The 20,852-nt window shown below is 64.3% G+C and carries 21 protein-coding genes; 15 read left to right on the top strand and 6 right to left on the bottom strand.

The window, feature by feature from the left end; all coding sequences use genetic code 11:
• Positions 1-11 precede the first annotated feature (11 nt).
• From RCH21_RS16015 to RCH21_RS15965, 11 genes are all read left to right on the top strand, one after another.
• On the top strand, positions 12-764 hold the full coding sequence (locus RCH21_RS16015) for an SDR family NAD(P)-dependent oxidoreductase (RefSeq protein WP_326965219.1): 753 nt from the start codon (positions 12-14) through the stop codon (positions 762-764).
• Between the two features lie 33 nt (positions 765-797).
• Complete coding sequence (locus RCH21_RS16010) at positions 798-1,649, top strand: fumarylacetoacetate hydrolase family protein (protein WP_326965218.1); 852 nt, start codon at positions 798-800, stop codon at positions 1,647-1,649.
• A gap of 305 nt (positions 1,650-1,954) precedes the next feature.
• Positions 1,955-2,971: a TRAP transporter substrate-binding protein gene (locus RCH21_RS16005; RefSeq protein ID WP_326965217.1), complete on the top strand. Its 1,017-nt coding sequence runs from the start codon at positions 1,955-1,957 to the stop codon at positions 2,969-2,971.
• A gap of 29 nt (positions 2,972-3,000) precedes the next feature.
• Entirely contained in the window at positions 3,001-3,507 is a 507-nt protein-coding gene (locus RCH21_RS16000; protein ID WP_326965216.1) for a TRAP transporter small permease, read from the top strand.
• Positions 3,504-4,811, top strand: a complete 1,308-nt coding sequence (locus tag RCH21_RS15995) for a TRAP transporter large permease (protein ID WP_326965215.1) — start codon at positions 3,504-3,506, stop codon at positions 4,809-4,811. The genes RCH21_RS16000 and RCH21_RS15995 overlap by 4 nt, the downstream gene beginning before the upstream one ends.
• A gap of 44 nt (positions 4,812-4,855) precedes the next feature.
• Positions 4,856-5,683 carry a 5-dehydro-4-deoxy-D-glucuronate isomerase gene (gene kduI, locus RCH21_RS15990; RefSeq protein ID WP_326965214.1) on the top strand — a complete coding sequence of 276 codons (828 nt, stop codon included), beginning with the start codon at positions 4,856-4,858 and terminating at the stop codon, positions 5,681-5,683.
• Positions 5,684-5,721: 38 nt separating this feature from the next.
• Positions 5,722-6,546, top strand: coding sequence for an IclR family transcriptional regulator (locus RCH21_RS15985; protein ID WP_326965213.1), 825 nt, complete (start codon positions 5,722-5,724; stop codon positions 6,544-6,546).
• A complete protein-coding gene (locus RCH21_RS15980; RefSeq protein WP_326965212.1) occupies positions 6,543-7,568 on the top strand; it encodes a zinc-dependent alcohol dehydrogenase in 1,026 nt (341 codons plus the stop codon). The genes RCH21_RS15985 and RCH21_RS15980 overlap by 4 nt, the downstream gene beginning before the upstream one ends.
• A complete protein-coding gene (locus RCH21_RS15975) occupies positions 7,565-8,332 on the top strand; it encodes an SDR family oxidoreductase (protein WP_120150422.1) in 768 nt (255 codons plus the stop codon). The genes RCH21_RS15980 and RCH21_RS15975 overlap by 4 nt, the downstream gene beginning before the upstream one ends.
• A gap of 57 nt (positions 8,333-8,389) precedes the next feature.
• Positions 8,390-9,067, top strand: coding sequence for a bifunctional 4-hydroxy-2-oxoglutarate aldolase/2-dehydro-3-deoxy-phosphogluconate aldolase (locus RCH21_RS15970; protein WP_326965211.1), 678 nt, complete (start codon positions 8,390-8,392; stop codon positions 9,065-9,067).
• The gene (locus RCH21_RS15965) at positions 9,064-10,026 is read left to right on the top strand and encodes a sugar kinase (RefSeq protein ID WP_326965210.1); all 963 of its coding nucleotides are present in this window, start codon (positions 9,064-9,066) and stop codon (positions 10,024-10,026) included. The genes RCH21_RS15970 and RCH21_RS15965 overlap by 4 nt, the downstream gene beginning before the upstream one ends.
• A gap of 241 nt (positions 10,027-10,267) precedes the next feature.
• On the opposite strand, the gene RCH21_RS15960 is transcribed toward RCH21_RS15965, so the two are convergent.
• Positions 10,268-10,900 carry an isochorismatase family protein gene (locus RCH21_RS15960; protein WP_326965209.1) on the bottom strand — a complete coding sequence of 211 codons (633 nt, stop codon included), beginning with the start codon at positions 10,898-10,900 and terminating at the stop codon, positions 10,268-10,270.
• Positions 10,901-11,036: 136 nt separating this feature from the next.
• Between RCH21_RS15960 and RCH21_RS15955 the strand changes: the two genes are divergently transcribed.
• The gene (locus RCH21_RS15955; RefSeq protein WP_326965208.1) at positions 11,037-12,002 is read left to right on the top strand and encodes a GlxA family transcriptional regulator; all 966 of its coding nucleotides are present in this window, start codon (positions 11,037-11,039) and stop codon (positions 12,000-12,002) included.
• A 32-nt stretch (positions 12,003-12,034) separates the two neighbouring features.
• On the opposite strand, the gene RCH21_RS15950 is transcribed toward RCH21_RS15955, so the two are convergent.
• The gene (locus RCH21_RS15950; protein ID WP_326965207.1) at positions 12,035-12,523 is read right to left on the bottom strand and encodes a DUF4396 domain-containing protein; all 489 of its coding nucleotides are present in this window, start codon (positions 12,521-12,523) and stop codon (positions 12,035-12,037) included.
• 150 nt (positions 12,524-12,673) lie between these two features.
• Between RCH21_RS15950 and RCH21_RS15945 the strand changes: the two genes are divergently transcribed.
• Positions 12,674-14,167, top strand: a complete 1,494-nt coding sequence (locus tag RCH21_RS15945) for an MFS transporter (RefSeq protein WP_326965206.1) — start codon at positions 12,674-12,676, stop codon at positions 14,165-14,167.
• 315 nt (positions 14,168-14,482) lie between these two features.
• Entirely contained in the window at positions 14,483-14,971 is a 489-nt protein-coding gene (locus RCH21_RS15940) for an Lrp/AsnC family transcriptional regulator (RefSeq protein ID WP_326965205.1), read from the top strand.
• Between the two features lie 136 nt (positions 14,972-15,107).
• Here the strand turns inward: RCH21_RS15940 and RCH21_RS15935 are convergent, their stop codons facing one another.
• Entirely contained in the window at positions 15,108-16,175 is a 1,068-nt protein-coding gene (locus RCH21_RS15935; protein ID WP_326965204.1) for an excalibur calcium-binding domain-containing protein, read from the bottom strand.
• Positions 16,176-17,126: 951 nt separating this feature from the next.
• Here RCH21_RS15935 and RCH21_RS15930 point away from each other — a divergent pair.
• The gene (locus tag RCH21_RS15930; protein WP_326965203.1) at positions 17,127-17,435 is read left to right on the top strand and encodes a family 1 glycosylhydrolase; all 309 of its coding nucleotides are present in this window, start codon (positions 17,127-17,129) and stop codon (positions 17,433-17,435) included.
• A gap of 759 nt (positions 17,436-18,194) precedes the next feature.
• Here RCH21_RS15930 and RCH21_RS15925 read toward each other — a convergent pair.
• The 3 genes from RCH21_RS15925 to RCH21_RS15915 all read right to left on the bottom strand — a co-directional run bounded on the left by RCH21_RS15925 (position 18,195) and on the right by RCH21_RS15915 (position 20,793).
• On the bottom strand, positions 18,195-18,491 hold the full coding sequence (locus RCH21_RS15925) for a hypothetical protein (RefSeq protein ID WP_326965202.1): 297 nt from the start codon (positions 18,489-18,491) through the stop codon (positions 18,195-18,197).
• A gap of 247 nt (positions 18,492-18,738) precedes the next feature.
• Entirely contained in the window at positions 18,739-19,359 is a 621-nt protein-coding gene (locus RCH21_RS15920; protein WP_326965201.1) for a DoxX family protein, read from the bottom strand.
• Positions 19,360-19,536: 177 nt separating this feature from the next.
• Complete coding sequence (locus RCH21_RS15915) at positions 19,537-20,793, bottom strand: globin domain-containing protein (RefSeq protein ID WP_326965200.1); 1,257 nt, start codon at positions 20,791-20,793, stop codon at positions 19,537-19,539.
• Positions 20,794-20,852 lie beyond the last annotated feature (59 nt).

The following is a 20,852-nucleotide window of genomic DNA, read 5'->3' as shown; positions in this document are numbered from 1 at the left end:
AGGGGTGCATCATGGATACTTTCTCCGGCGTCCGCGCCATCGTCACCGGCGGGGCGTCCGGGATCGGCGCAGCCGTCACCACGGCGCTCCTCGACCGCGGAGCACGCGTCGCCGTCCTCGACCTCCGCATCGACGGCCTGCCGGAAACGGTATCGGGCCACCAGTGCGACGTGGGCGACCGCGCGTCCGTGGAGGCGGCCGTGCACGCGGCCGCGCTATCGCTGGGCGGAATCGACATCGTCATCAACAACGCCGGCATCGGTGCCACCGGCACGGTGGAGGACCACGACGACGAGGAATGGTTGCGCGTGCTGAGCGTGAACGTCGTGGGCATCGCCCGCGTATCCACAGCCACCTTGCCGTACCTCCGGCAATCGGACCGCGCAGCGATCGTCAATACCGGATCCATCGCGGCCACCCATGGCCTTCCGCAGCGTGCCCTGTACACGGCGAGCAAGGGAGCCGTCGACGCCCTGACCCGCGCCATGGCCGCGGACCACCTGCGCGAGGGGATCCGGGTCAACTGCGTCAACCCCGGTACTGCCGACACACCCTGGGTAGGTCGCTTACTCGGCACTGCCGACGACCCCGACGGTGAGCGTCGGGCGCTGGAGGCCCGGCAACCGCACGGCAGACTGGTGCGTCCCGACGAGGTCGCCGCCTCCGTACTGTTCTTGGCCGACCCCGCGAACGGGTCGACCACCGGTGTCTCACTGGCAGTCGACGGCGGCATGCACAGCCTCCTCCTGCGGCCCGCCACCTGAGCCCCACTGCCCCACTGAGCTAGGAGAACGACGATGGACCTGATGAGACTGGGCGAGGCCGGACGGGAAATACCGACCGTCCGGGCAGGAGACACTTACTACGATCTGCGCGGACTGGCACCGGACATCACCGGGGCCTCACTCGGAGCCGGCCTCATCGAGCAGGTACGCGCCGCCCTTCGTGATGGCTCCCTCACGGAACTGGCGGGCGCCGAATCCCTGCGGGTGGGGCCTCCACTCACAGGAATCGGCGCCGTCGTCTGCGTGGGCATGAATTATGCAGCGCACGCTGCCGAGACCGGCGACCAACCGCCGGCCGCACCGATCATCTTCTTCAAGCACTCGAACACCGTCGTCGGCCCGAACGACGACGTCGTCATCCCACCCGGGGCCGAGAAGGTCGACTGGGAGGTGGAGCTGGCAGTGGTGATCGGCAAGCGCGCCTCCTACGTGCAGAGCCACGAGGAAGCGCTGGAATGCATTGCCGGTTTCACCATCAGCAATGACGTGTCCGAACGCGACTTCCAGATCAGGCACTCCGGCGGCCAGTGGTCGAAGGGCAAATGCGCCCCCACCTTCAATCCGCTCGGCCCCGCGCTGGTCCCCGCCGCCGATATACCGGACCCCCAGTCGCTCCGGCTGTACTCGAGAGTGAACGGCGAGGAACGGCAGAATTCGACGACCGCAGACATGGTCTTCAGCGTGGCCGAGATCATCCGTGACCTGTCCCAGTACATGGCACTTGATCCCGGGGATGTCGTCAACACCGGAACACCGGAAGGCGTAGCTCTCTCGGGGCGGTTCCCGTATCTGGCGCCCGGGGACACCGTGACTCTCGGCATCGAAGGACTGGGCGAGCAGCACCAACAGATGGTGGCGCACTGACTCGAGGAACATCTACGGCGAACCAGCTCGAACACACGGCTGCCCCGCTTCCTGAAGCAGGCAGCCCCTCCCGGCCTGAAGGGACAGCGAGAGCACCTGCTGGCGCTGCTCTGGAACGGGGCGTCCACTTTTCGGCGCCCGAACCCTTGACCCAATGTGGGAAAGCGATTACCGTTGCCGGAAATGGAACATAGTTCCATTTCGGCCAGAGGTCGGTTCTGCGGAGGATTCTGATCCTGCTGCGGACGTCTTGGTCGAGGCGCGATGAGGCGCCCACACGCGTGGGCTCGACGAAGAGGATTCACATGCAGCGCAACAAAGTATTCACCGTCCTGGCCTTCTCCTCCGTAGCAGTGCTCGGACTGAGCGCCTGCGGTTCCGGGGGCGGCAATGACGCCGGCCAGCAGTCCGCAACGGTTCTGAAGGTGGCATTCAACCAGAACGCCACCCACCCCCAGGCTGTGGCTATCACGGAACTCAGCGAAAAGCTCAAGGAGGCCACCGATGGAGCCTATGAGCTCGAGCTCTTCCCTGACGAGCAGCTGGGCTCGCAGGCCGAAACGCTGGAACTGGTGCAGTCGGGCGCGGTCGACATGGCCATCGTCGCCGGACCGCTCCTGGAGGCGTTCAATCCTGACTTCTCGGTCCTGAACCTTCCTTACATCTACGATTCACCCGAGCACCAGATGTCCGTCCTCAACGATCCCGAGATCACCGGGGACCTGTACGACTCGCTGACCGAGTCGGAGCAGATCTCCGTGATCGGCGCGTACCACGGCGGCGTCCGCAACGTGTACACGACGGATGGTCCCGTCGAGACGCCCGCTGATCTGGCAGGGCAGAAGATCCGCGTCATCTCGTCCGACACGAACGTCTCCATGGTCGGACTCATGGGCGGCGTCGGGACTCCCATGCCGCAGGGCGATGTCTACACCGCGATCCAGTCGGGCGTACTCAATGGTGCGGAGAACAACGAGCTCATCTTCGCCGACCTGGGTCACTCCGAGATCGCTGCGTACTACTCGTACACGAAGCACCTCATGATCCCCGACTACCTCGTGGCCAACCCCGCCGTGCTCGAGGCCTTCAGCGAGGACCAGCGCGCGGACCTCGAATCGCTCTTCACCGAGTCGGTCGACAGCGAATTGGCGTCCTTCGACGCGAAGGTCACCGAAGCCAAGAAAAAGGCGGAGGACTCGGGGGCGACGTTCCACGAAGCAGATGTCGATGCCTTCCGCGAAGCGGTCGCCCCCTTGCTTGAGGAGAAAATCAGCAACGACGTCACCACGGCCATCTTCGACAAGATCGAGGCGGCGCGCTGAGCGCCTGACCATCACCGGAGATAACTGACATGACCAAGCTGAAACAGGCGGTTGATTCCGTCCTGCGGGCACTCTGCATCGTGCTGTTCGCGATTCTCGTGCTCCTCGTGTGCTGGCAGATCCTCACCAGGCTGGTGCTCAACGACCCGAGCGTCTGGTCGGAGGAAGCCTCGCGGTACACCTTCATCTGGCTCAGCCTCATCGGCATCTCCGTCGCCACGGGGGAACGCGCCGACGTCGCGATCGATCTCCTCGTGAAGAAGCTCCCCGTCGCGGCCCAGCGGTGGGTGACCTCCGTCGCCTACCTCTCGGCCATCAGTTTCGCGACGGTCTTCATGGTCTACGGCGGCTACCTGAACGCGAAGCTCTCGTGGAACCAGGCCAACCCGGTTCTGCCGGTGACCCAGGGCGTCCTGTATCTGGCAGTCCCGGTCGCGGGCGTGCTGCTCACCTTCTACCTCTGCTACCACTTCGTCCGCATTGTGCTGGCGAAAGAGGACGCAACCGCTCCTGAAGAGATGCAGGTCGAGCTATGACAGACGCTTTGACAGTCGCCACGATGCTCATCGGCGGAATGGTGATCCTGCTCGCCATCGGCGCTCCCATCAGCATCAGCGTGGCCCTGCCGTCGGCAATATCGATGGTGTACGTCCTCGGGTTCGAGGACGGTGCCCTCGCTTCGGCCCAGAGGATGTTCAACGGCGTGAACTCGTTCGCGCTGCTGGCCATACCCTTCTTCATCCTGGCCGGCGTCATCATGAACAACGGGGGGATAGCCATCCGGCTCATCAACCTCGCGAAAGTGCTCGTCGGCCGCACCCCTGCCCCCTTGGTGCAGACCGGTGTCCTCGCGAGCATGTTGTTCGGTGCGGTCAGCGGGTCGGCTGTCGCCACCGCTGCGGCCGTCGGTTCCACCACCGCTCCCATCCAGGCGAAGCAGGGCTACGACCCGGCGTTCAGTGCAGCGGCGAATGTAGCAGCTGCACCCAGCGGTCTGCTGATCCCACCCAGCAACACCCTGATCATCTACGCCCTCGCCAGCGGAGGCACCTCGGTCGGCGCTTTGTTCCTGGCCGGATACGTCCCCGGCATACTGTGGGGTCTGACCTGCATGACCGTCGTGTACTTCTACGCGCGGCGCCACCCCGAACTGAAAGCCGAGAGGTGGACGCGGCCGCGGGAAGCACTCATCATCTTCCTGCAGGCCCTGCCCGCACTGAGCCTGATCGTCGTCGTCATCGGCGGCATCGTTTCCGGCTTCTTCACACCGACCGAGGGGTCAGCGGTCGCGGTCGTCTATGCACTGCTTCTCTCCTTCATCTACCGGAGCATCAAGGTCCAGGACCTGCCCGGCATCCTCATGAATGCCGCCCGCACCAGTTCGGTGGTCATCTTCCTGATCGGTGTCTCCACGATCATGTCCTTCGTGATGAGCTTCACGCGGATCCCCGCGCTGCTCGCCGACAGTCTCTTCGGCTGGACCGACAGCAAGGTCGTGGTGCTGCTCATCATGATGATCGTGCTGCTCATCATCGGCATCCCCCTGGACGCAACTCCGGCGATCCTGATCTTCACGCCGATCTTCCTGCCCATCGCGGTCAGTTACGGCGTGGATCCCGTGCACTTCGGGATCATGATGGTGTTCAACCTGTCGATCGCGGTGATCTCCCCGCCCTCGGCCCCCGTGCTCTTCGTCGGGGCCCAGGTGGCCAACGTGGACATCGCACCGGTGGTCGCCAAGCTCTTGCCGTTCATGGGAGTCCTGGTCATCCTGCTCCTCATCATCACCTTCGTCCCCGAACTGTCCCTTTGGTTGCCGAGGCTCCTCGGATTCCTGTGACAGCACGGCCCCTCTCCCCGCTCAGCTACCAACGAGGATCTCCTATGCATGTGCTGTACTCAACGAGTCCCGACCAGATCCCAGCCCTCACCTCTGACGATCTGCGGCGCAGATTCCTTGTCGAGGACCTGTTCGCCGACGATCAGGTACGGGCTGTCTACTCCCACGGGGACCGGGTCGTGCTGGCCGGGGCAGCGCCGGTCAACGGCCCGCTGTCACTTCCGACCTTCCCCGAACTGCGTGCCGACCACTTCTTCGAGCGGCGCGAGGGAGGAATCATCAACGTCGGTGGTCCCGGTTCCGTGACAGTCGACGGTGAGTCGTACGCCCTGGCCCACGGTTCCTGCCTCTACGTGGGGCGAGGTGCGCAGGACCTGGAATTCGCCTCCGATGGAACCGATCCGGCCCGCTACTACATCTTCTCCGCGTCCGCCCACACCACCTTCCCGACGACGTTGGTCGAAGCCGGTGCCGGCACGGTGCGAGAGCTCGGAGACCAGTCGACGTCGAACCGACGCACGCTGAACCAGTACATCCATGAGAACGGCGTACGCAGCTGCCAGATCGTCATGGGAGTGACCACCCTGCATTCCGGCAGCATGTGGAACACGATGCCGGCCCACACCCACGACCGGCGCATGGAGGCATACCTCTACTTCGACCTCCCGGAAGAAGCACGTGTCGTACACCTCATGGGTGAACCGACCGAGACGCGTCATCTGATCGTCGGCAACCAACAGGCCGTCATCTCACCCAGCTGGTCCATCCACTCAGGCGTGGGCTCGGCCAGTTATTCCTTCGTCTGGGCGATGGCCGGAGAAAATCAATCCTTCGACGACATGGATCACGTCGCCATCACCGAACTGCGTTGACCGACCATGGACGTAACACCTCTCAAGGAAAGACGGTCATGGTAGAAAAAGTTGTCGCTCAGATTGTCCCCTCCGCACCCAGTACCAGCGAGAAAACCTTGATCGTCCTGGAAGCTGCGCTGGAGCACGCTCGCTTCAGCGAGGTCGTAGCCGCTACGGGATTCCCGAAAGCTACGGTCCATCGACTGATCTCGACGTTGGTCGACCGCCAGTTCGTGACGATCGACGCCCACGGCAACTACCTGCCCGGGCCATCCATCCTCGCCATGGCGGGTCGGGCCCTGGAGCGCATCGACATCTCCTCCATTGCGCAACCCTTTGTCGACCACCTCGTCGACACCATTCATTGCACGGTCCACATGGGTGCCATCAGTGGTGACTCCGTCATCTATATCCTCCGCAAGGACTCCGACAAGCCCTACCAGATGCCATCGAGGGTCGGGCTGTCCGTTCCACTCCACACCACAGGAATCGGCAAGGCGATCCTTGCCACCTACGACGACGAGACGGTGGAACGCATGCTGAAGCGCGCCGGGATGGTGCAGCTTACTGATGCGACCATCACCAATGTGCAGGATTTCAGACGTGAGCTGGAGGATGTCCGCCGCAGGGGTACCGCCCGCGATCGCGGCGAGAACGTCCCGGGGATCGCCTGCATCGCCGCGCCGGTCCATGATCACACCGGTGTCGTCCGGTACGGACTGAGTATCTCCACCCTGTCGATCGAACATTCCGATGAGCAGGTGGAGGCGATGTCCGGCAGCCTCCTCGCATCAGCCGCAGCCATTTCCGAGGCCCTCGGCTATCGGGGCCCGCATCCCGAGCCCGCCCCCTCCCCCCTTCTACAAGGAGCAACCCCATGACCGCTGCAACCTATACGGGCGCACGAACCTTCACGACTGCCGAGCCGACGGTGGGCCCGCCGGGACCCGGACAGGTGCAGATCGCCGTCGCCTATACGGGTCTGTGCGGTACGGATCTGCATATCTTCCACGGAGACATGGATGCACGGGTGACCATGCCGGCAGTGATCGGCCATGAGATGTCGGGAACCATCGCCGCCATCGGTGAGGGGGTCGCCGGATGGTCGGTCGGCCAACCCGTGACGGTCATGCCCACGCTCTCCTGTGGGTCATGCCCGGCGTGCCGCCGGGGAAACACCCACATCTGCCACAACCTGAATTTCGTCGGCATCGACTCCGAGGGCTCCATGCAGAACTCATGGAACGTCCCTGCCGACGTCCTCGTCGCCCTACCCGAGGGCTTGGCCCTCGATGAGGCGGCACTGATCGAACCGACTGCCGTCGCCGTGCACGACGTCCGGCGGTCCAAGCTGGTCGCATCGGATTTCGTCGTCGTGATCGGCGGCGGCCCGGTCGGTCAGCTCATCGCCTCGGTGGCCCTGCAGCAGGGCGCCCGGGTGGTGCTGGTCGAACTCGATCCCGGCAGGAGGGAGACCGCCAAGGGCTTCGGCATCATCGCGATCGATCCCCGCGAGGAGAACCTCGTCGAGTACGTCCTGCGGGAGACGGACGGCGCGGGAGCCGACGTGGCCTTCGAAGTCTCCGGGGCAGCGGCAGGCGTCAATTCGGCTGTCGAAGTCCTGACCACCCGTGGACGGCTCGTCATGGTGGCGATCCACCCCAAGCCGAAGGAGATCGACCTCCACCGGTTCTTCTGGCGTGAGTTGGAGATGTTCGGTGCCCGCCTGTACCAGCGCGAGGACTTCGAGGAAGCCGTGCGCCTCGTGGCCAACGGCGCCATCCCCGCCCGCCAGCTGATCTCCCGGGTCGTGGCACTGCAGGACGTCGAGGAAGGGTTTCTCTCCCTCGAATCCGGCGGAGTCATGAAGGTCCTCGTCGATTGCCGCGAAGTGACGGCATGAGCACGACGAGTCCTTTCGACCTGAGTGGGAAGACCGCCGTCGTCACCGGAGCCCGGCGAGGAATCGGGATGGCGATGGCCGTAGCCCTCGCCGAAGCAGGAGCCGACATCATCGGGGTCTCCGCGAACCTCGAGGCCGAAGGGAGCGCCGTCGGGCATGCCGTTACAGCGCTCGGGCGCAGCTTCACGGCGATGCGCGCGGACTTCGCGGATCGTGCCGCGGTACATCAACTCGCCGCCGACCTGACTGCTGCGGGGCCCATCGACATCCTGGTCAACAACGGCGGCACGATCGCCCGGACGCCCGCAGCGCAGCACCCGGACGACATGTGGGACCAGGTCATCGAGGTGAACCTGTCGAGCCAATTCATCCTGAGCCGGGAGGTCGGCCGGCAGATGCTCGAACGGGGCAGCGGGAAGATCATCTTCACTGCCTCGCTCCTCAGTTTTCAGGGTGGCATCAACGTCCCCGGCTACACCGCGTCGAAATCGGGCATCGCGGGCCTGACCAAGGCGCTGGCCAACGAGTGGGCGCCCCGCGGAGTGAACGTCAATGCGATAGCCCCCGGCTACATCGCCACCGACAACACGCAGGCGCTACAGGATGACCCGGACCGGGAACGAGGCATCCTCGAGCGCATCCCTGCAGCGCGCTGGGGACGCCCCGACGACCTCGCCGGCGCCACCGTCTTCCTCGCCTCCCCCGCATCGGACTACATCCACGGCGTCGTTCTCCCCGTCGACGGCGGCTGGCTCGGCCGCTGACGCTTCGCCCCGCCGGCACTCCCTTCCCGCGCACGATTCACACACGAAGGATCCTCCTTGTCTCCGACAGAACACTTGCCGACCGTCATCCAACGCGCTCCGGCGTCATCAATACTGCTGGACACCGGGACCGTAGCGGTGATGCGCGCTCCCCATGCCACGGCTTATGCTCCCGTTGTCGAGGCACTGGTTCGCGGCGGAGTGCTCAGCATCGAGTTGACGCTGAGCACACCCGGCGTCTTCGAGGAGCTTCCGCTGCTGCAGCAACGCTTCGGTGACACCGCCGAATTCGGCGTGGGCACGGTCACCACGGTCGACGAGGCCGTGCGGGTGATCGAAGCCGGTGCAGCCTACCTGGTCACCCCCGTGACCGACACCGCGATCATCGCTGCTGCGGTGCAGCGCGGCGTCGCCATCTACCCGGGAGGGCTGACGCCCACTGAGCTGTTCAACGGATGGGCGGCAGGTGCGACCGCGGTGAAGGTCTTTCCCGCGTCGGTGGTCGGGCCAGGATACGTCTCCATGCTGCGCGGTCCTTTTCCCGGCATCCAGGTCGTTCCCTCGGGTGGAGTGGATATCGACGAAGCCGCCGCCTGGGTGAAGGCGGGAGCCTTGGCCGTCAGCCTCGGTGGTCCTCTGCTCGGGGATGCTTTCAAGGGCGGGGACCTGCGGCGGCTCACCGAACGCGCAACCAGGCTCCGGGACGTTGTCGATGAAGCACGGGCAACGCTGTGAGTGCGTCTCTTCCGGCCCCGTACCTCGTGACTCTCGGGGAGACGATGGCACTCCTCACCGCTCAGCATCCCGGGCCGCTTGCACACGTGTCCTCGATGAGCCTCGGTATCGGCGGTTCCGAATCGAACGTCGCCATCGGCGTGCAACGGCTCGGCGGAAACGCGGTGTGGTGCGGGCGAACGGGAGCGGATTCCCTCGGCCAACTCGTTCGGCGCGAGATACGGGCTGAAGGAGTCACGGTTCTCGTCACCGAGGATCCGGACGCACCGACGGGCCTGATGCTGAAGGAACGCCGGACACTGTCCACCCAGAAGGTCAGCTACTACCGTGCGGGCAGCGCCGGCTCCAGGCTGACTCCCGAGGACCTGGATCCATCGATCATCACGGGAGCAGCGATACTCCACCTGAGCGGGATCACGCCTGCGCTGTCCGCCTCAGCGGCGAGTACTGTCCGCGAGGCCATCGGGATCGCGCGATCGGCAGGGGTCACCGTTTCGTTCGATCTGAACTACCGGGCGAATCTATGGACGGCAGTGGACGCCGGGCGCTCGTACCTGGAGTTGATACCCCTCACCGACATCGTCTTCGCGGGCGACGAGGAGGCAGCGCTGGCCGTCGGAACCGCAGAGGATCCCGCCGAACTGGCGCAGCGGCTGGCCGATCTGGGTCCCCCACAGGCGATCATCAAACTCGGCAGCAAGGGCGCAGTAGCAAGCATCGACGGCGAGATACATCACCAGCCCGCGGTACCCATCGAACCCGTGGACACCGTCGGCGCCGGCGACGCCTTCGTCGCCGGGTACCTGGCGGAATTGATGGCAGGTAAGACCCCGTCGGAGCGGCTCGAGCTGGCAGCCAAGACCGGAGCCTTCGCCTGCCTTGCCTACGGAGACTGGGAAGGACTCCCGACACGCGCCGAGCTGGCCCTGCTCCACCACACCGAGTCTGTCACGCGGTAAGGGATCGCGCGCGACTACCCTGCTGCGTTCGCGGGAGTAGCGCGAGCTTCCCTCCTGGGTGCTTGTTTCTGGTTGCTCATCGCATCGACGGCGTCATCGAGGGGAAGGTACGTGCGAGCTCGCCGGTGCCGACCGCGTCGAAGGCCGCGGTGTAGCCGTCGGGTACGAACTCGCGGAGTTGCCATCACGACGGGAAAGCGCGATTCGGGCGCCAGCTGGCTCGCAGCGCATGGGAGGGATGTCAGGAGTGGGCGTGCGCTCCGGCAACTGCCGAGGTGCCCAGGTCGCTTCCAGGAAGTGCGTGATGGGTGGTCAGGGCTGTCGTCCAGGCGTCCGTGGTGCCGACGGAGGCCCAGTTGGAGTTGAGCAGTGCGAGCAGGGTTGTATGCACGGTCCTGGCGTCAGCGGAACCGGCGTCGTTAGCGATGTTGATCGCGCCGGTGGCGTCGGAGAGAACTTCGGTGGAGAAGCCGAGAGCTTCCGCTTCGACGGCAGAACCGAGGATGCAGTTGTTGGTCATGTAGCCCACGAGGGTGACGGTGTCGACATTGTTCTCGCGCAGCCACCCTGCGAGGTCGGTGTCGGCGTAGACCGAGCCGTATTGCTTGACGACGCTCTTCCACGCGTCGGTGCGCCGGGTCTCGACCTCTGGGTGGAGCTCGAAGCCCGGCGTGCCCGGAGCGAAGACGGGAGCTCCTTCGCCCGTAGTGTGCTGGATGACCGCGATGGGGACGCCGGCGGCGGTGGCCGCATCGATGGCCGCGGCGATCTGCGGCAGGGACTGCTCGTGCGGTGGGTACTGGATCTCGAGAAGACCGCTGAAATACTGCTGCTGGACATCGACGAGAACGAGGGCGCGGCGAGGGCTGCTCATGGTGGGGCTTCTCCTGGATCAATGGGCTGACGCACGCCTGGTGGGTGCTGATTCCATCCTCTACGGTGCAACACCTGGCCAACAGTGGCACGTATGCCTTTGTACAATGGTTTCGGGCCACCAGGGAGGATGTCGTGTGCATATTGCGGTGTACGCCTTCGATGGCGTGACGATGTTCCATCTGGCCGTTCCGCAGATGGTCTTCGATGAGGTCTCGCGGCAGGGACTCGGAGAGTGGACGACTAGTCTCTTTTCTGACGGTCCGAATTCGATCCGGACGGCGGAGGGCTACCAGCTGGCCGGGGTTGAAGGCCCCGAGGTTGCGGCGAGGGCGGATGTTGTCGTGGTGCCCTCGTGGTTCGATGACGGGCGCGTGCTGGGTGACACCCTGCGGGGCCTGCTGCAGGATGCACACCGGCGGGACGTGACAGTTCTGGGACTCTGTCTTGGTGCGATCGCCGTTGCGGACGCCGGCCTGCTGGCCGGACGTCAGGCTGTCACTCACTGGCAGGCCTTCGCCACTTTGACCGAGCGACACCCGGACATCCTGCTCGACCGCTCCGTGCTGTACATCGACCACGGGGACGTCATGACCTCGGCGGGTACAGCATCGGGCCTGGATGCATGTCTGCATGTTGTGAGGGATCGTCTGGGAGCCGACGCGGCCAACACAGTGGCCCGCAGTTTGGTCGTCGCGCCTCACCGCGAAGGCGGACAGGCACAGTACATCGAGCAGCCCGTTCCGCAGCGTTCCTCCGTCGAGCCGATCGCGACCCTGCTCGAGTGGGCGCTGGGCAATCTCCGTGAATCGCTCACCGTCGACCGCCTCGCGGAGCAGGCGCATATGAGTCGCCGCACTTTCGTCCGTGCTTTCCGAGCAGCCACCGGGACAACGCCCTCCGCCTGGATACGGTCCAGGCGGCTCGACGCGGCCCGCCGCCTGCTGGAGACCACCGATCGGTCGATCGATCACATCGCCACGGACTGCGGGTTCGGCAACGCCGTTACACTCCGCCAGAACTTCGCGGCCGCCTTTTCAACCACCCCGACCGACTACAGGCGCCGCTTCGACGCCCGACCCCACATACGAAGCCTGCACTGATCGCTACGAGTCAGTCCTCCATCGACTCCGGATCAGTGGTGGTACTGGTGGACGACGGCGTGGCCCTTGCCGCGGCTGATCAGCCAGCGGTTCACGGGTGTCGTGATGATGAAGGCCAACACCAGTGAGGCGGCAAGTGTCGCCCAGAACAGAACGGAAGCAATACCGGCATCCATGGCACCCGGGATGGTGAGCATCGCGGTGTTGTCGATGACCTCCATCACGGCGATGGAGATGCTGTCCGCTGCGAGGGCGACCTTCAGTGCGTTCCGCCAGGGCACACCGACCCGGAGCACCCCGCGCATCGTCAGTGCGTAACCGAAAACGAACGCCAGCGCGACAGACAGGGCGACCGTCGCCAGGTTGTGTAGGCCCAGGCTCGTGCCGATCACCATACCCAGGACCTCGCCTATAGCGCACCCGGTGAGGCAATGCAGGGTCGCTGTCCCCGCCATCGACCAGGACGTCGCCGATGACCTGCCGTGATGATCGTGGTGGTCGGCATGCATGTTCTCGTTCATCTACTTCTCCTTCAGCCAGCACGCGTCCGATCGCTCGGGGTGCCGGACGCAGCGCTTACCCGCTTGCTTCCGATACCCCCAGGGGTATACATAGTTGCGCATACCCCCGGGGGGTATTAGGAGTCCAGTGCCGTCCCATGAGGAGTTTCCATGTCCGCGAAGTCACCCGCCCCCTCGGGAGCATCCACCACTGCGCATAGTCGGGGTGTCGGTCTCGCATTACTGGTGGTCGCCAGCGCTCAGCTGATGCTGGTCCTCGATGATTCGATTGCGAACATCGCATTACCGTCGGTCCAGAACGAACTCCGGATCTCCCCAGCGAACCTGCCCTGGGTGATCAACGCCTACATCCTTGCGTTCGGCGGCCTCCTGCTCTTCGGTGGAAGGCTCGGTGACCTCTTCGGCCGGCAGCGGATCCTGCAGATCGGCATCGGCCTGTTCACACTCTCGTCTGGTGTCGCGGCGATCGCGCCGACCGGTCCGGTCCTCGTCGCGGCCCGAGCGATTCAGGGACTCGGAGCCGCCTTGACCGCGCCGAATGCGCTGGCTCTGATCGCCACGACCTTCCCCGCCGGCGAAGCCCGGAACAAAGCCCTTGCCCTGTACGGGGCGATGTCGGGCCTCGGCGTGACCGTGGGCCTGCTGCTGGGTGGAGTGCTGACCGGGACGCTCGGCTGGCGGTGGGTGTTCTTCATCAACATCCCCATCGGGCTCGCCCTACTTGCCGGAACCCGGATCCTCGTCGACGCACCCCGACATGCCGGACGACTCGACCTCCCCGGGGCGGTCACCGGCACCGGCGGGATCGCCGCCATTGTCTTCGCCATCATCCACGGAGGTGAGCAGGGCTGGGCCGACCCGATGACACTGATCGCCTTCGGCCTGGCCGCCGTCCTGCTGCCCGCATTCATCATCATCGAATCCCGCACCACGGACCCGATGCTTCCCCTGCGTTTATTCAGGGACCGCAATTGCACCGGCTCCTACCTCAGCATGCTGTTCGTCAGCTTCGGGCCCATGGGAACCTTCTACCTACTCACCCTCTACATGCAGCACATCCTCGAGTACGGGCCCGTCCAGACCGGACTGGCATGGCTGCCCTTCGGCGCCGGGATCATCCTCTCCGCCGGCTTCGCCTCAAAGCTTGTCCTCCGGATCGCACCCCGGATCGTCGCAGTCGCCGGGATCCTCGTTTCCACTGGCGCCATTCTGTGGCTGTCCACCACCACCCCGGATTCCGGGTACGTACAGCACCTCATGGTCGGGATCTTCGCGGTCGCCGTCGGATTCGGGCTGAGCTTCGTGCCCCTCACTCTCACCGCAGTCACCGGCGTCCGCCCTGAAGACTCAGGCATCGCATCAGCATTGCTGAACTCAGCCCAGCAGATCGGCGTCGCTCTCGGCATCGCAGCCCTGTCCACCATCAGTGTCACCACAACAGAAAGCCGTCTCCAGAACGCCCTCGCCAGCCTTCGCGAAGCGCGCTCAGCCGGCAATACGGACGCTGCGGCAACCGCCGGCCAAGCCATCGTCGACGGCTACACCACCGCCCTGAGCAGCGGAGCAGTCATCCTCGCCGCCGCCGCACTGATCGTCGCCCTCATGGTCACCGCCCGCCCGCAGCAGGCCGCGGAACGCGCGTGACGTACACCCCTCACTCGGATCCTGAACGGTCGATTCTTTCCTGTAATGGAGTCCATGGGTGGGGTGGCCCGATGGACGGCAGGCACATCCTCGTGGGATGCCCATCGCCAGCAACCGAGAGGAGATGTGCCCTGCAGGTGCTTCCCAACGCCTGAACATTTTCCGTTCGGTAGCGCTGTTCTGACACCCATCTGATCCCATGACCGACTTCCTGAACAATAGCCACGACATCAGCTGGTCAAACTGATCAGAGTAATAGCATTAGGATCACCACACGTGGTCAATCTGACCTGGGAAGATCAGGAGGAGAAACCAATGGCGTCTCGCCGAGATACAACCCCGATCCGGGATGCGATCGACAGAGCTGTCCTCGAAGCCCTCGATGCTGATTCCAGGATGACGATCCTCGCCATTTCTCATCGCACAGGACTTGCTCGAGGTACGGTGCAGGCCCGGCTGGAACGATACGAGCGAGAGAACGCACTGCGGGACCACAGCGTGCGCATCGACCCCACTGCCCTTGGCCTGGGAATCTCGGCCCACGTCGCGGCTGAGCTCGACCAGCACCGGATCGATGTAGCGGTAGAGGGGCTACGAGCAATACCCGAGATCGTAGAATGCCTGGCGCCGGCAGGAGAGACGGACCTGCTCTGCCGGGTCGTCGCACGAGACCCCGATGACCTGTACCGCGTCTCCGAGGAGATCCGGCTCTGCCCGGGGATCCTCCGAACAAGAACCAGCATGTTCCTTCGCCAGCCCATCCCCTACCGGATGAGCCAGCTACTGGCCACCATCACCGACTGAACCTCGGCATCTGCTTCAAGCAGGGACCGACACCACGCTACGCTTCCCACTACCGCCTGGCGGGTGGTTGGCGGGGTGAGCCGGTTCATGCCTCGGGGCCGGTTCATGAGAACCGGCCCCGAGCCGTGCGTTACTGCTATGCCTTCGCAGCGCGGTGACGGCCGCGGCCCGCGAGGACCACGCCGGCACCGAGAGCCAGGAGACCGGCACCGATGCCCCCGGCGATTTTCATGCTGTCGTCGGTGCCCGTGTAAGCAAGCTGCTGTGTGCTGTAGGTGGCATCGTCGTCATCGTCGGTCACGAGAACTCCACCGTTGGCGGCGTTGTTTTCTGTGCTCTCGTCAGTCCGGTTGCCGTCGGTATCGAGCTCACAGCCGATACCGTCGCTGTCCCGGTCGAGACCGGCACGGAAGCCCTCTTCACCCAAGAGGATGGAGCGGCCCAGTACGTCCCGAACCTCGGTGCAGTTCTCGTAATAGACACCGACCGTTGCATGGTCGAGCACCGGGAGAACGTTGTCGGGGGTGTCCACGATGACGACCGGCGTAACGGGCACTTCCACGGTCACGGGGACCTCAACCTTGACGGGCACGACGACAGGAGCCTCGTCCACGGGGGTTTCGTCTGCGGGGACCTCTACGGGAACCTCTTCGACAGGGGTCTTCACGGGGACCTCTTCGACAGGGGTCTCTACGGGAAGCTCGGGAGTAGGCCCCGCGGGGTTTCCGGGAGTCTCGGGGGTTTCCGGGGTGGGAACCTCGGGAACCTCGGGAACCTCGGGAACCTCGGGAACCTCGGGGGTCGGTACCTCAGGTACCTCAGGTACCTCGGGTACCTCGGGGATTGGAACGACGACGACAGGCGCGGGAATCAACGTGTAGGAGTAGTGGGAGATGTCCTTCCCGCTGGTGTGACTGAAGGTCACCTCCGTCTGGGGGGTAGACAGGACGACGTCCTCGGGACCGTTCTGTTGCTTGGCGGAACCGGCTTTGACGCAGTAACTCGCAATGAGCTGTCCCTGCGGGGCAGTGATAGTGACTGCCTTGAGTCCTGACTCGGTAACGTCTACCTTCCCGCTCGTACCTTCGCCACACACCTGTTCCACAGGTTCGGCCACCTGGCCTGTTGCGAACGCAGGGGCGACGGAGAAGGTGCTGAGACCGGCAGTGACGGCGAGGGCGAGCAGCCCTGAGCGCTTGTTCATATTTACCTGTTGTTTCTCTTGTGTATTTTGGGCATGGACTGACGCGAAGGTTGCGCCCCATCACTGGCAATCCAGCGGCGCTCCATGAAGCGTGGTCTGAAGCCGACTTCTGAACTGTCCAGTCGTTTCCGGACTTTCAGGTCACCCAGTGCCACGGTCAGAAGCTGCGAATGTTGCAACACCTTCTAATCGAATGCAAAAGGCGCGGTCCCCTCGCGCGTCGTATTCACTCGTACAACACTCAATCTATGAACTCGGGAAGGAGTAAACACGAGTGGCACCTACGCCTTAATCGCAGGGCTACCGATTAAGAACAAGCAGTTACTACCAGTCAGCAGGCTGCTGGCTACTCGAAAACCGAGAGAAAACTACTTGCTAAGGCGCACTACTCGTTCAGGTGACAACCACCTGAGAAGTCGGTTGGGCCTTTTGGCGACGCCGTCGGTTATGTCTGCGACTTTTCGTCTCCGTCACGGGTTATTTCCCCTACCGGGACACACTTATCGGAGCGGGAGAGAGGCCTTGCCCTGATTGGGTGGATACGAACCAAGCCGCGAGTTTGGCTTCAGCGGTGCGGACCAAAGTGCCCCGGCGCTGCAACAGCCGTAACGGGGAATCTTGATATTGGCGCGGTTCTTGGCTGTCGTGACCGGTTCGCGTCGGAGGCCTCTACGAGCGCCTGATAACGCTCCAGCCGGCAGCACACCGCGCCGCGACCGCAGCCATCAAGGCTCACCGCCGGGAGCTTCCCTCGGGCTGGACCCTGGCGAACTCGGACATCCCGTCCATCGATGGAGGTCGTGGCACGGCCGATCAGGTGCGCCGGGGCGTCAACGAACGCTTCCTCGAGGCGTCCCGCGACGACGACTTCGTGGGCATCCAGACCTACGGCCGCACCGTCTACGGCCGAACGGCCTGGCGCCGGCCCTGCAAGGCGCGGCGACCAACCAGATGGGCGAGGAGATCGGCCTCGCCACTGAGGACGAAGTACAGCGTGTGGACTATCTCCGGGCCGCGGTGGACAGCGTTGCCTCCTGCCTCGCGGACGGCATGGATGTCTGCGGCTACATCACCTGGCCGGCTTTCGACAACTACGAATGGGTGTTCGGCTACGGGCCGAAGTTCGGTCTCATCGCGGTGGACCGGAACACCCAGGAGCAGACACCCAAGGACAGCGCTCGCTGGCCGGGTCGCCAGCCGCAGGAACACGCTCCGCAGGTCGGCGTGGACACCCCGTCCGACGTCGTTCAGCGGGCCTAACACCGCAGTGAACCCCGGCACCGCCGAAGCGGGCGCGGCGCCCGTTCATCGCCGGCGCGCTGGTCGCCCATGGCGCGGTCCGCCACTGCCATCGGGGCCAAGGACCTGCCCGATGGTCAGACTTCACCTGCAGTATCAAGGATGCGGCGGGGGTTCCTATCCCCCCGCATCCTTGAAGCATGGAAACACCTGATGACAGCAGTGATGAATCGCCCCGCCACCGGAGTCCTGAAGTCGTTTGCAGTTCTGACGTCGTGATGTTGCAACCTCTCGACAGGCACATCCAGTGAACCCGGATCAGGTGCTCATCCAAGGGCGTCAATGACCTCCGCTCCCGATCCATGCGAGCAGCGGACGTGACGCGCAACGGCATGGGTAGTTGGCCGTTCATCGCTGTTCTGGTGTCGATGGGCTGCAGGGGGCGATCCTGCTCATCGCAGCCAAAGGGCAGGACGGGATCAGTGTTGCCGTGGCGCTGCACGATTTCGAGACCGAATACTGCGGCCAAGCAGGAGATCGACCGCCCGATCCAGCTCAGCGAGCAGCAGCTCGCCATCATCGTGGAACTCCAGCTGCACCTTCGGAGCGGCCAGGTCGACGGCGAATGCGACCACGGGGTGCCGTCATGCAGCCCTCTAGAGGCCTCAGGGCCTCCGGCCGATGGGCGTACGGGTCGCCGAACAGTACGAGGCGCGCGGCAGGAGGGATCCGCGTTGCGAATCCTCGCCTGCACCTGTTGTTCAGCGGGAAGCTCCTCAGTTACTGATCGAGGGCTTCAACGTGGGGGTCCAACCCGAGGGCAGGTGCACTCCGACGTGTGATGTCTTCTTGCCAGTCATGGGTGCGGGGAGCATTGCTTCGCTTCCCCTTGAGGAAGTTCATCTCCTCCGCGGACAGCCAGTGCTCGCCATGCTCGTCGAGGCATAGGACCTCGCCTGTACCTGCTTCGACCCGGTTGACGTAGGTGCGTGGCAGCACCATCGTCCCTGGGTTGTCCAGTAGCCACTGCTGGACGGTGGTATCAAGCGTGGACCACAAAGCACTGATGCTGGTCATTGGGTGCGTCTTTCTGATCGGGGACCTTATCGGCCGCCGCTACGGTACGGCGCACACCTCAGGTCCTCAGGCAATACAAACCGGTTGCAATGCGGGGTACTAGGGGACAACGTCCCGACTCTTCGAGCTGCTGAGGAGGCATAGGGGCGGCGAGCGCCCTGTGTGTGAGGGCACCCCGCACCAAGTCGGTGATGAGCGTGACGGCGAGGATGACGCCCGGGGTGCCGACTGGTGGTTCTTGGCTTCGCTAGAGGAGCCACGGCCTCCGGTGCACGATCGGCAGTTTCCTCCACGGCCTGCCGGCGCCCCAGGTGTCGCCGGCGGACGATGCAGCGAGGAGGACCAGAGTCAGCGCGTAGATGATGTGGTAATCCACGAGCGGGTTCGTCGACGTCGTGTTCGCGGCGAAGGGCCATTCCGCGAGATACATCATCATCATGAGAAAGCTGCCGACGACGGCGCTGACACGCAATCCGATGCCGAGCATCACCGCCATCCCGATGCCGAGCATGCCCAGCTGGAAAAGGATGTCGGAGGCAGGACTGGCGATCAGAGTGAACAGGCCCTTCAGCGGACCGGTGACCCCGTCACTGAGCAGAAACCCCTGGCTGGGTGTTCCGCCGGCAACCCATGCGCGGTCGGCAGGAGTCGAGAACCCCAAACCGAACGTCTTGTCCAGAAAGGCCCACAGGAAGATGAAGCCGGTTGCCAGTCGCAGGAGTGCCAGGATGTGCAGTCCCTTGCCGCGGGACGCCTTATCCTCCCCTTGAGTGTGGGCGACCCTCACGGGCGGGGTGGATTCTGTGAAGACCGTGCGCTCCGGTGTTCCAGAGGGCGCACGGCGGGTGAAGTAGGTCCTGATCGTCATGGGAATCCTTGAGGTGATCGAGATGGATGGGGCTTCGACCGGCGTCGCCTGCTGCGGGTGAAACGGGCAGAGGCGAAGGTCACGTCGGCGGAGAAAGCGGATTCTCATCGGCGTGCCAACTGGCTTGAGCAGGAGACGCACCGCGTTGGAGTCCCCGCTGAAGGGATCGCTACGCGACTACGAGGCGGTGAGAACTGGGTCGGCCGACTGGAATTCGGCGAGCCAGAGATCCGGTCCGAAGACTTCGTAGCGAATGTCCCGTGCGGGAACGCCTCGCAGGATCAGCGCGCTGCGCACCATCTGCATGAAGGCGAGCGGCCCGCACAGGTAGTACTCGGCATCGGCGGGAAGTTCGAGCAGGGACAGGTCCATGAACCCGGTGAACTGCCGGCCTGATCCGGCGTTCTGAGCTGCGTCGGGCGATGGCGGCTGTGACGGTTCCATAAACCAGGTGGTCAGTGTTGCTCCCGGCAGCCGCGCGAGGTCTGCGCGTACCTGGCCCTGTAGCGCGAAGGTGTCGGACGATTCGTCAGCATGTAGAAGCGCCACCATGCGGGTGGAGGAAGACCGAGCGAGGTGGGAGAGCATCCCTGCCATGGGCGTGATACCGATGCCGGCGGTCGCGAAGACGATCGGCCGAGTGCCGGGGGCGAGGACCACGTCACCGAAAGGAGCCGAGAGCACGACCTCGTCGCCGACGTCCGTGCTCGAGTGCAGGAGGTTGGAAACTTCGCCGTCGGGGGTCGGCGACCCGTGTAGGCGCTTGACGGAGAACCGGCGGTGCTGTCCGTCGTCGGCCTGGGTGAGGCTGTACTGGCGTGGCTGGTGCACGCCGTCGGGCATGAGCGCCTTCAGCGTCACGTACTGCCCGGGCAGGGATCGCTTCCCGCTTCGATCGTTCGTACTCTCCACGACGAAGGTCACGACGTCTTCCGTCTCCCGAATCTTCTCGGTGACCCGCCATGTGTCCCACACCGTCTCGGGGCTCAGGTCCGCGGCCGCGTACATGGTCCGTTCCTGATTCGTGAGCATGTTGGCCATCAGCCAGTACACCTCGTCCCACGCCGAGGCGATCTCCGGGGTGACAGCGTCCCCGAGGACGTCGCCGATGGCCCACATCAGGTGATCGTGGACGATCTGGTAATGATCAGGACGTAAGCCCAATGACACATGCTTGTGGGAGATCCGCGACATCAGGTGATCGGGTAGTTCACCGGGACTGTTCACCAGGAGGCCCGCGAATGCTGCAACCGATCCGGCCAGGGCCTGCTGCTGCCGTCCGTCTGCCTGGTTCCCACGATTGAACAGACCATCCAGGAGGTCTGGCCTCTCCTGGAACATGTGCGCGTAGAAGCGCTTGGCGATCTCGCCGATGTTCTCGCCGACGACCGGCAACGTGGCTTCGACGATGGGACGGGATGTATCGGAAAGCATTGTGGAATCCTGACGGTGGGAGCGGGGTTTTTGAGCGTGGTGATGGAAGGAGAACGACC

The organism is Arthrobacter sp. PL16 (genome assembly GCF_035985055.1).
Classification (GTDB): domain Bacteria; phylum Actinomycetota; class Actinomycetes; order Actinomycetales; family Micrococcaceae; genus Arthrobacter_D; species Arthrobacter_D cheniae.
The sequence above is the reverse complement of the archived record's forward strand: the minus strand, read 5'-3'. Positions and strand labels throughout refer to the sequence as shown.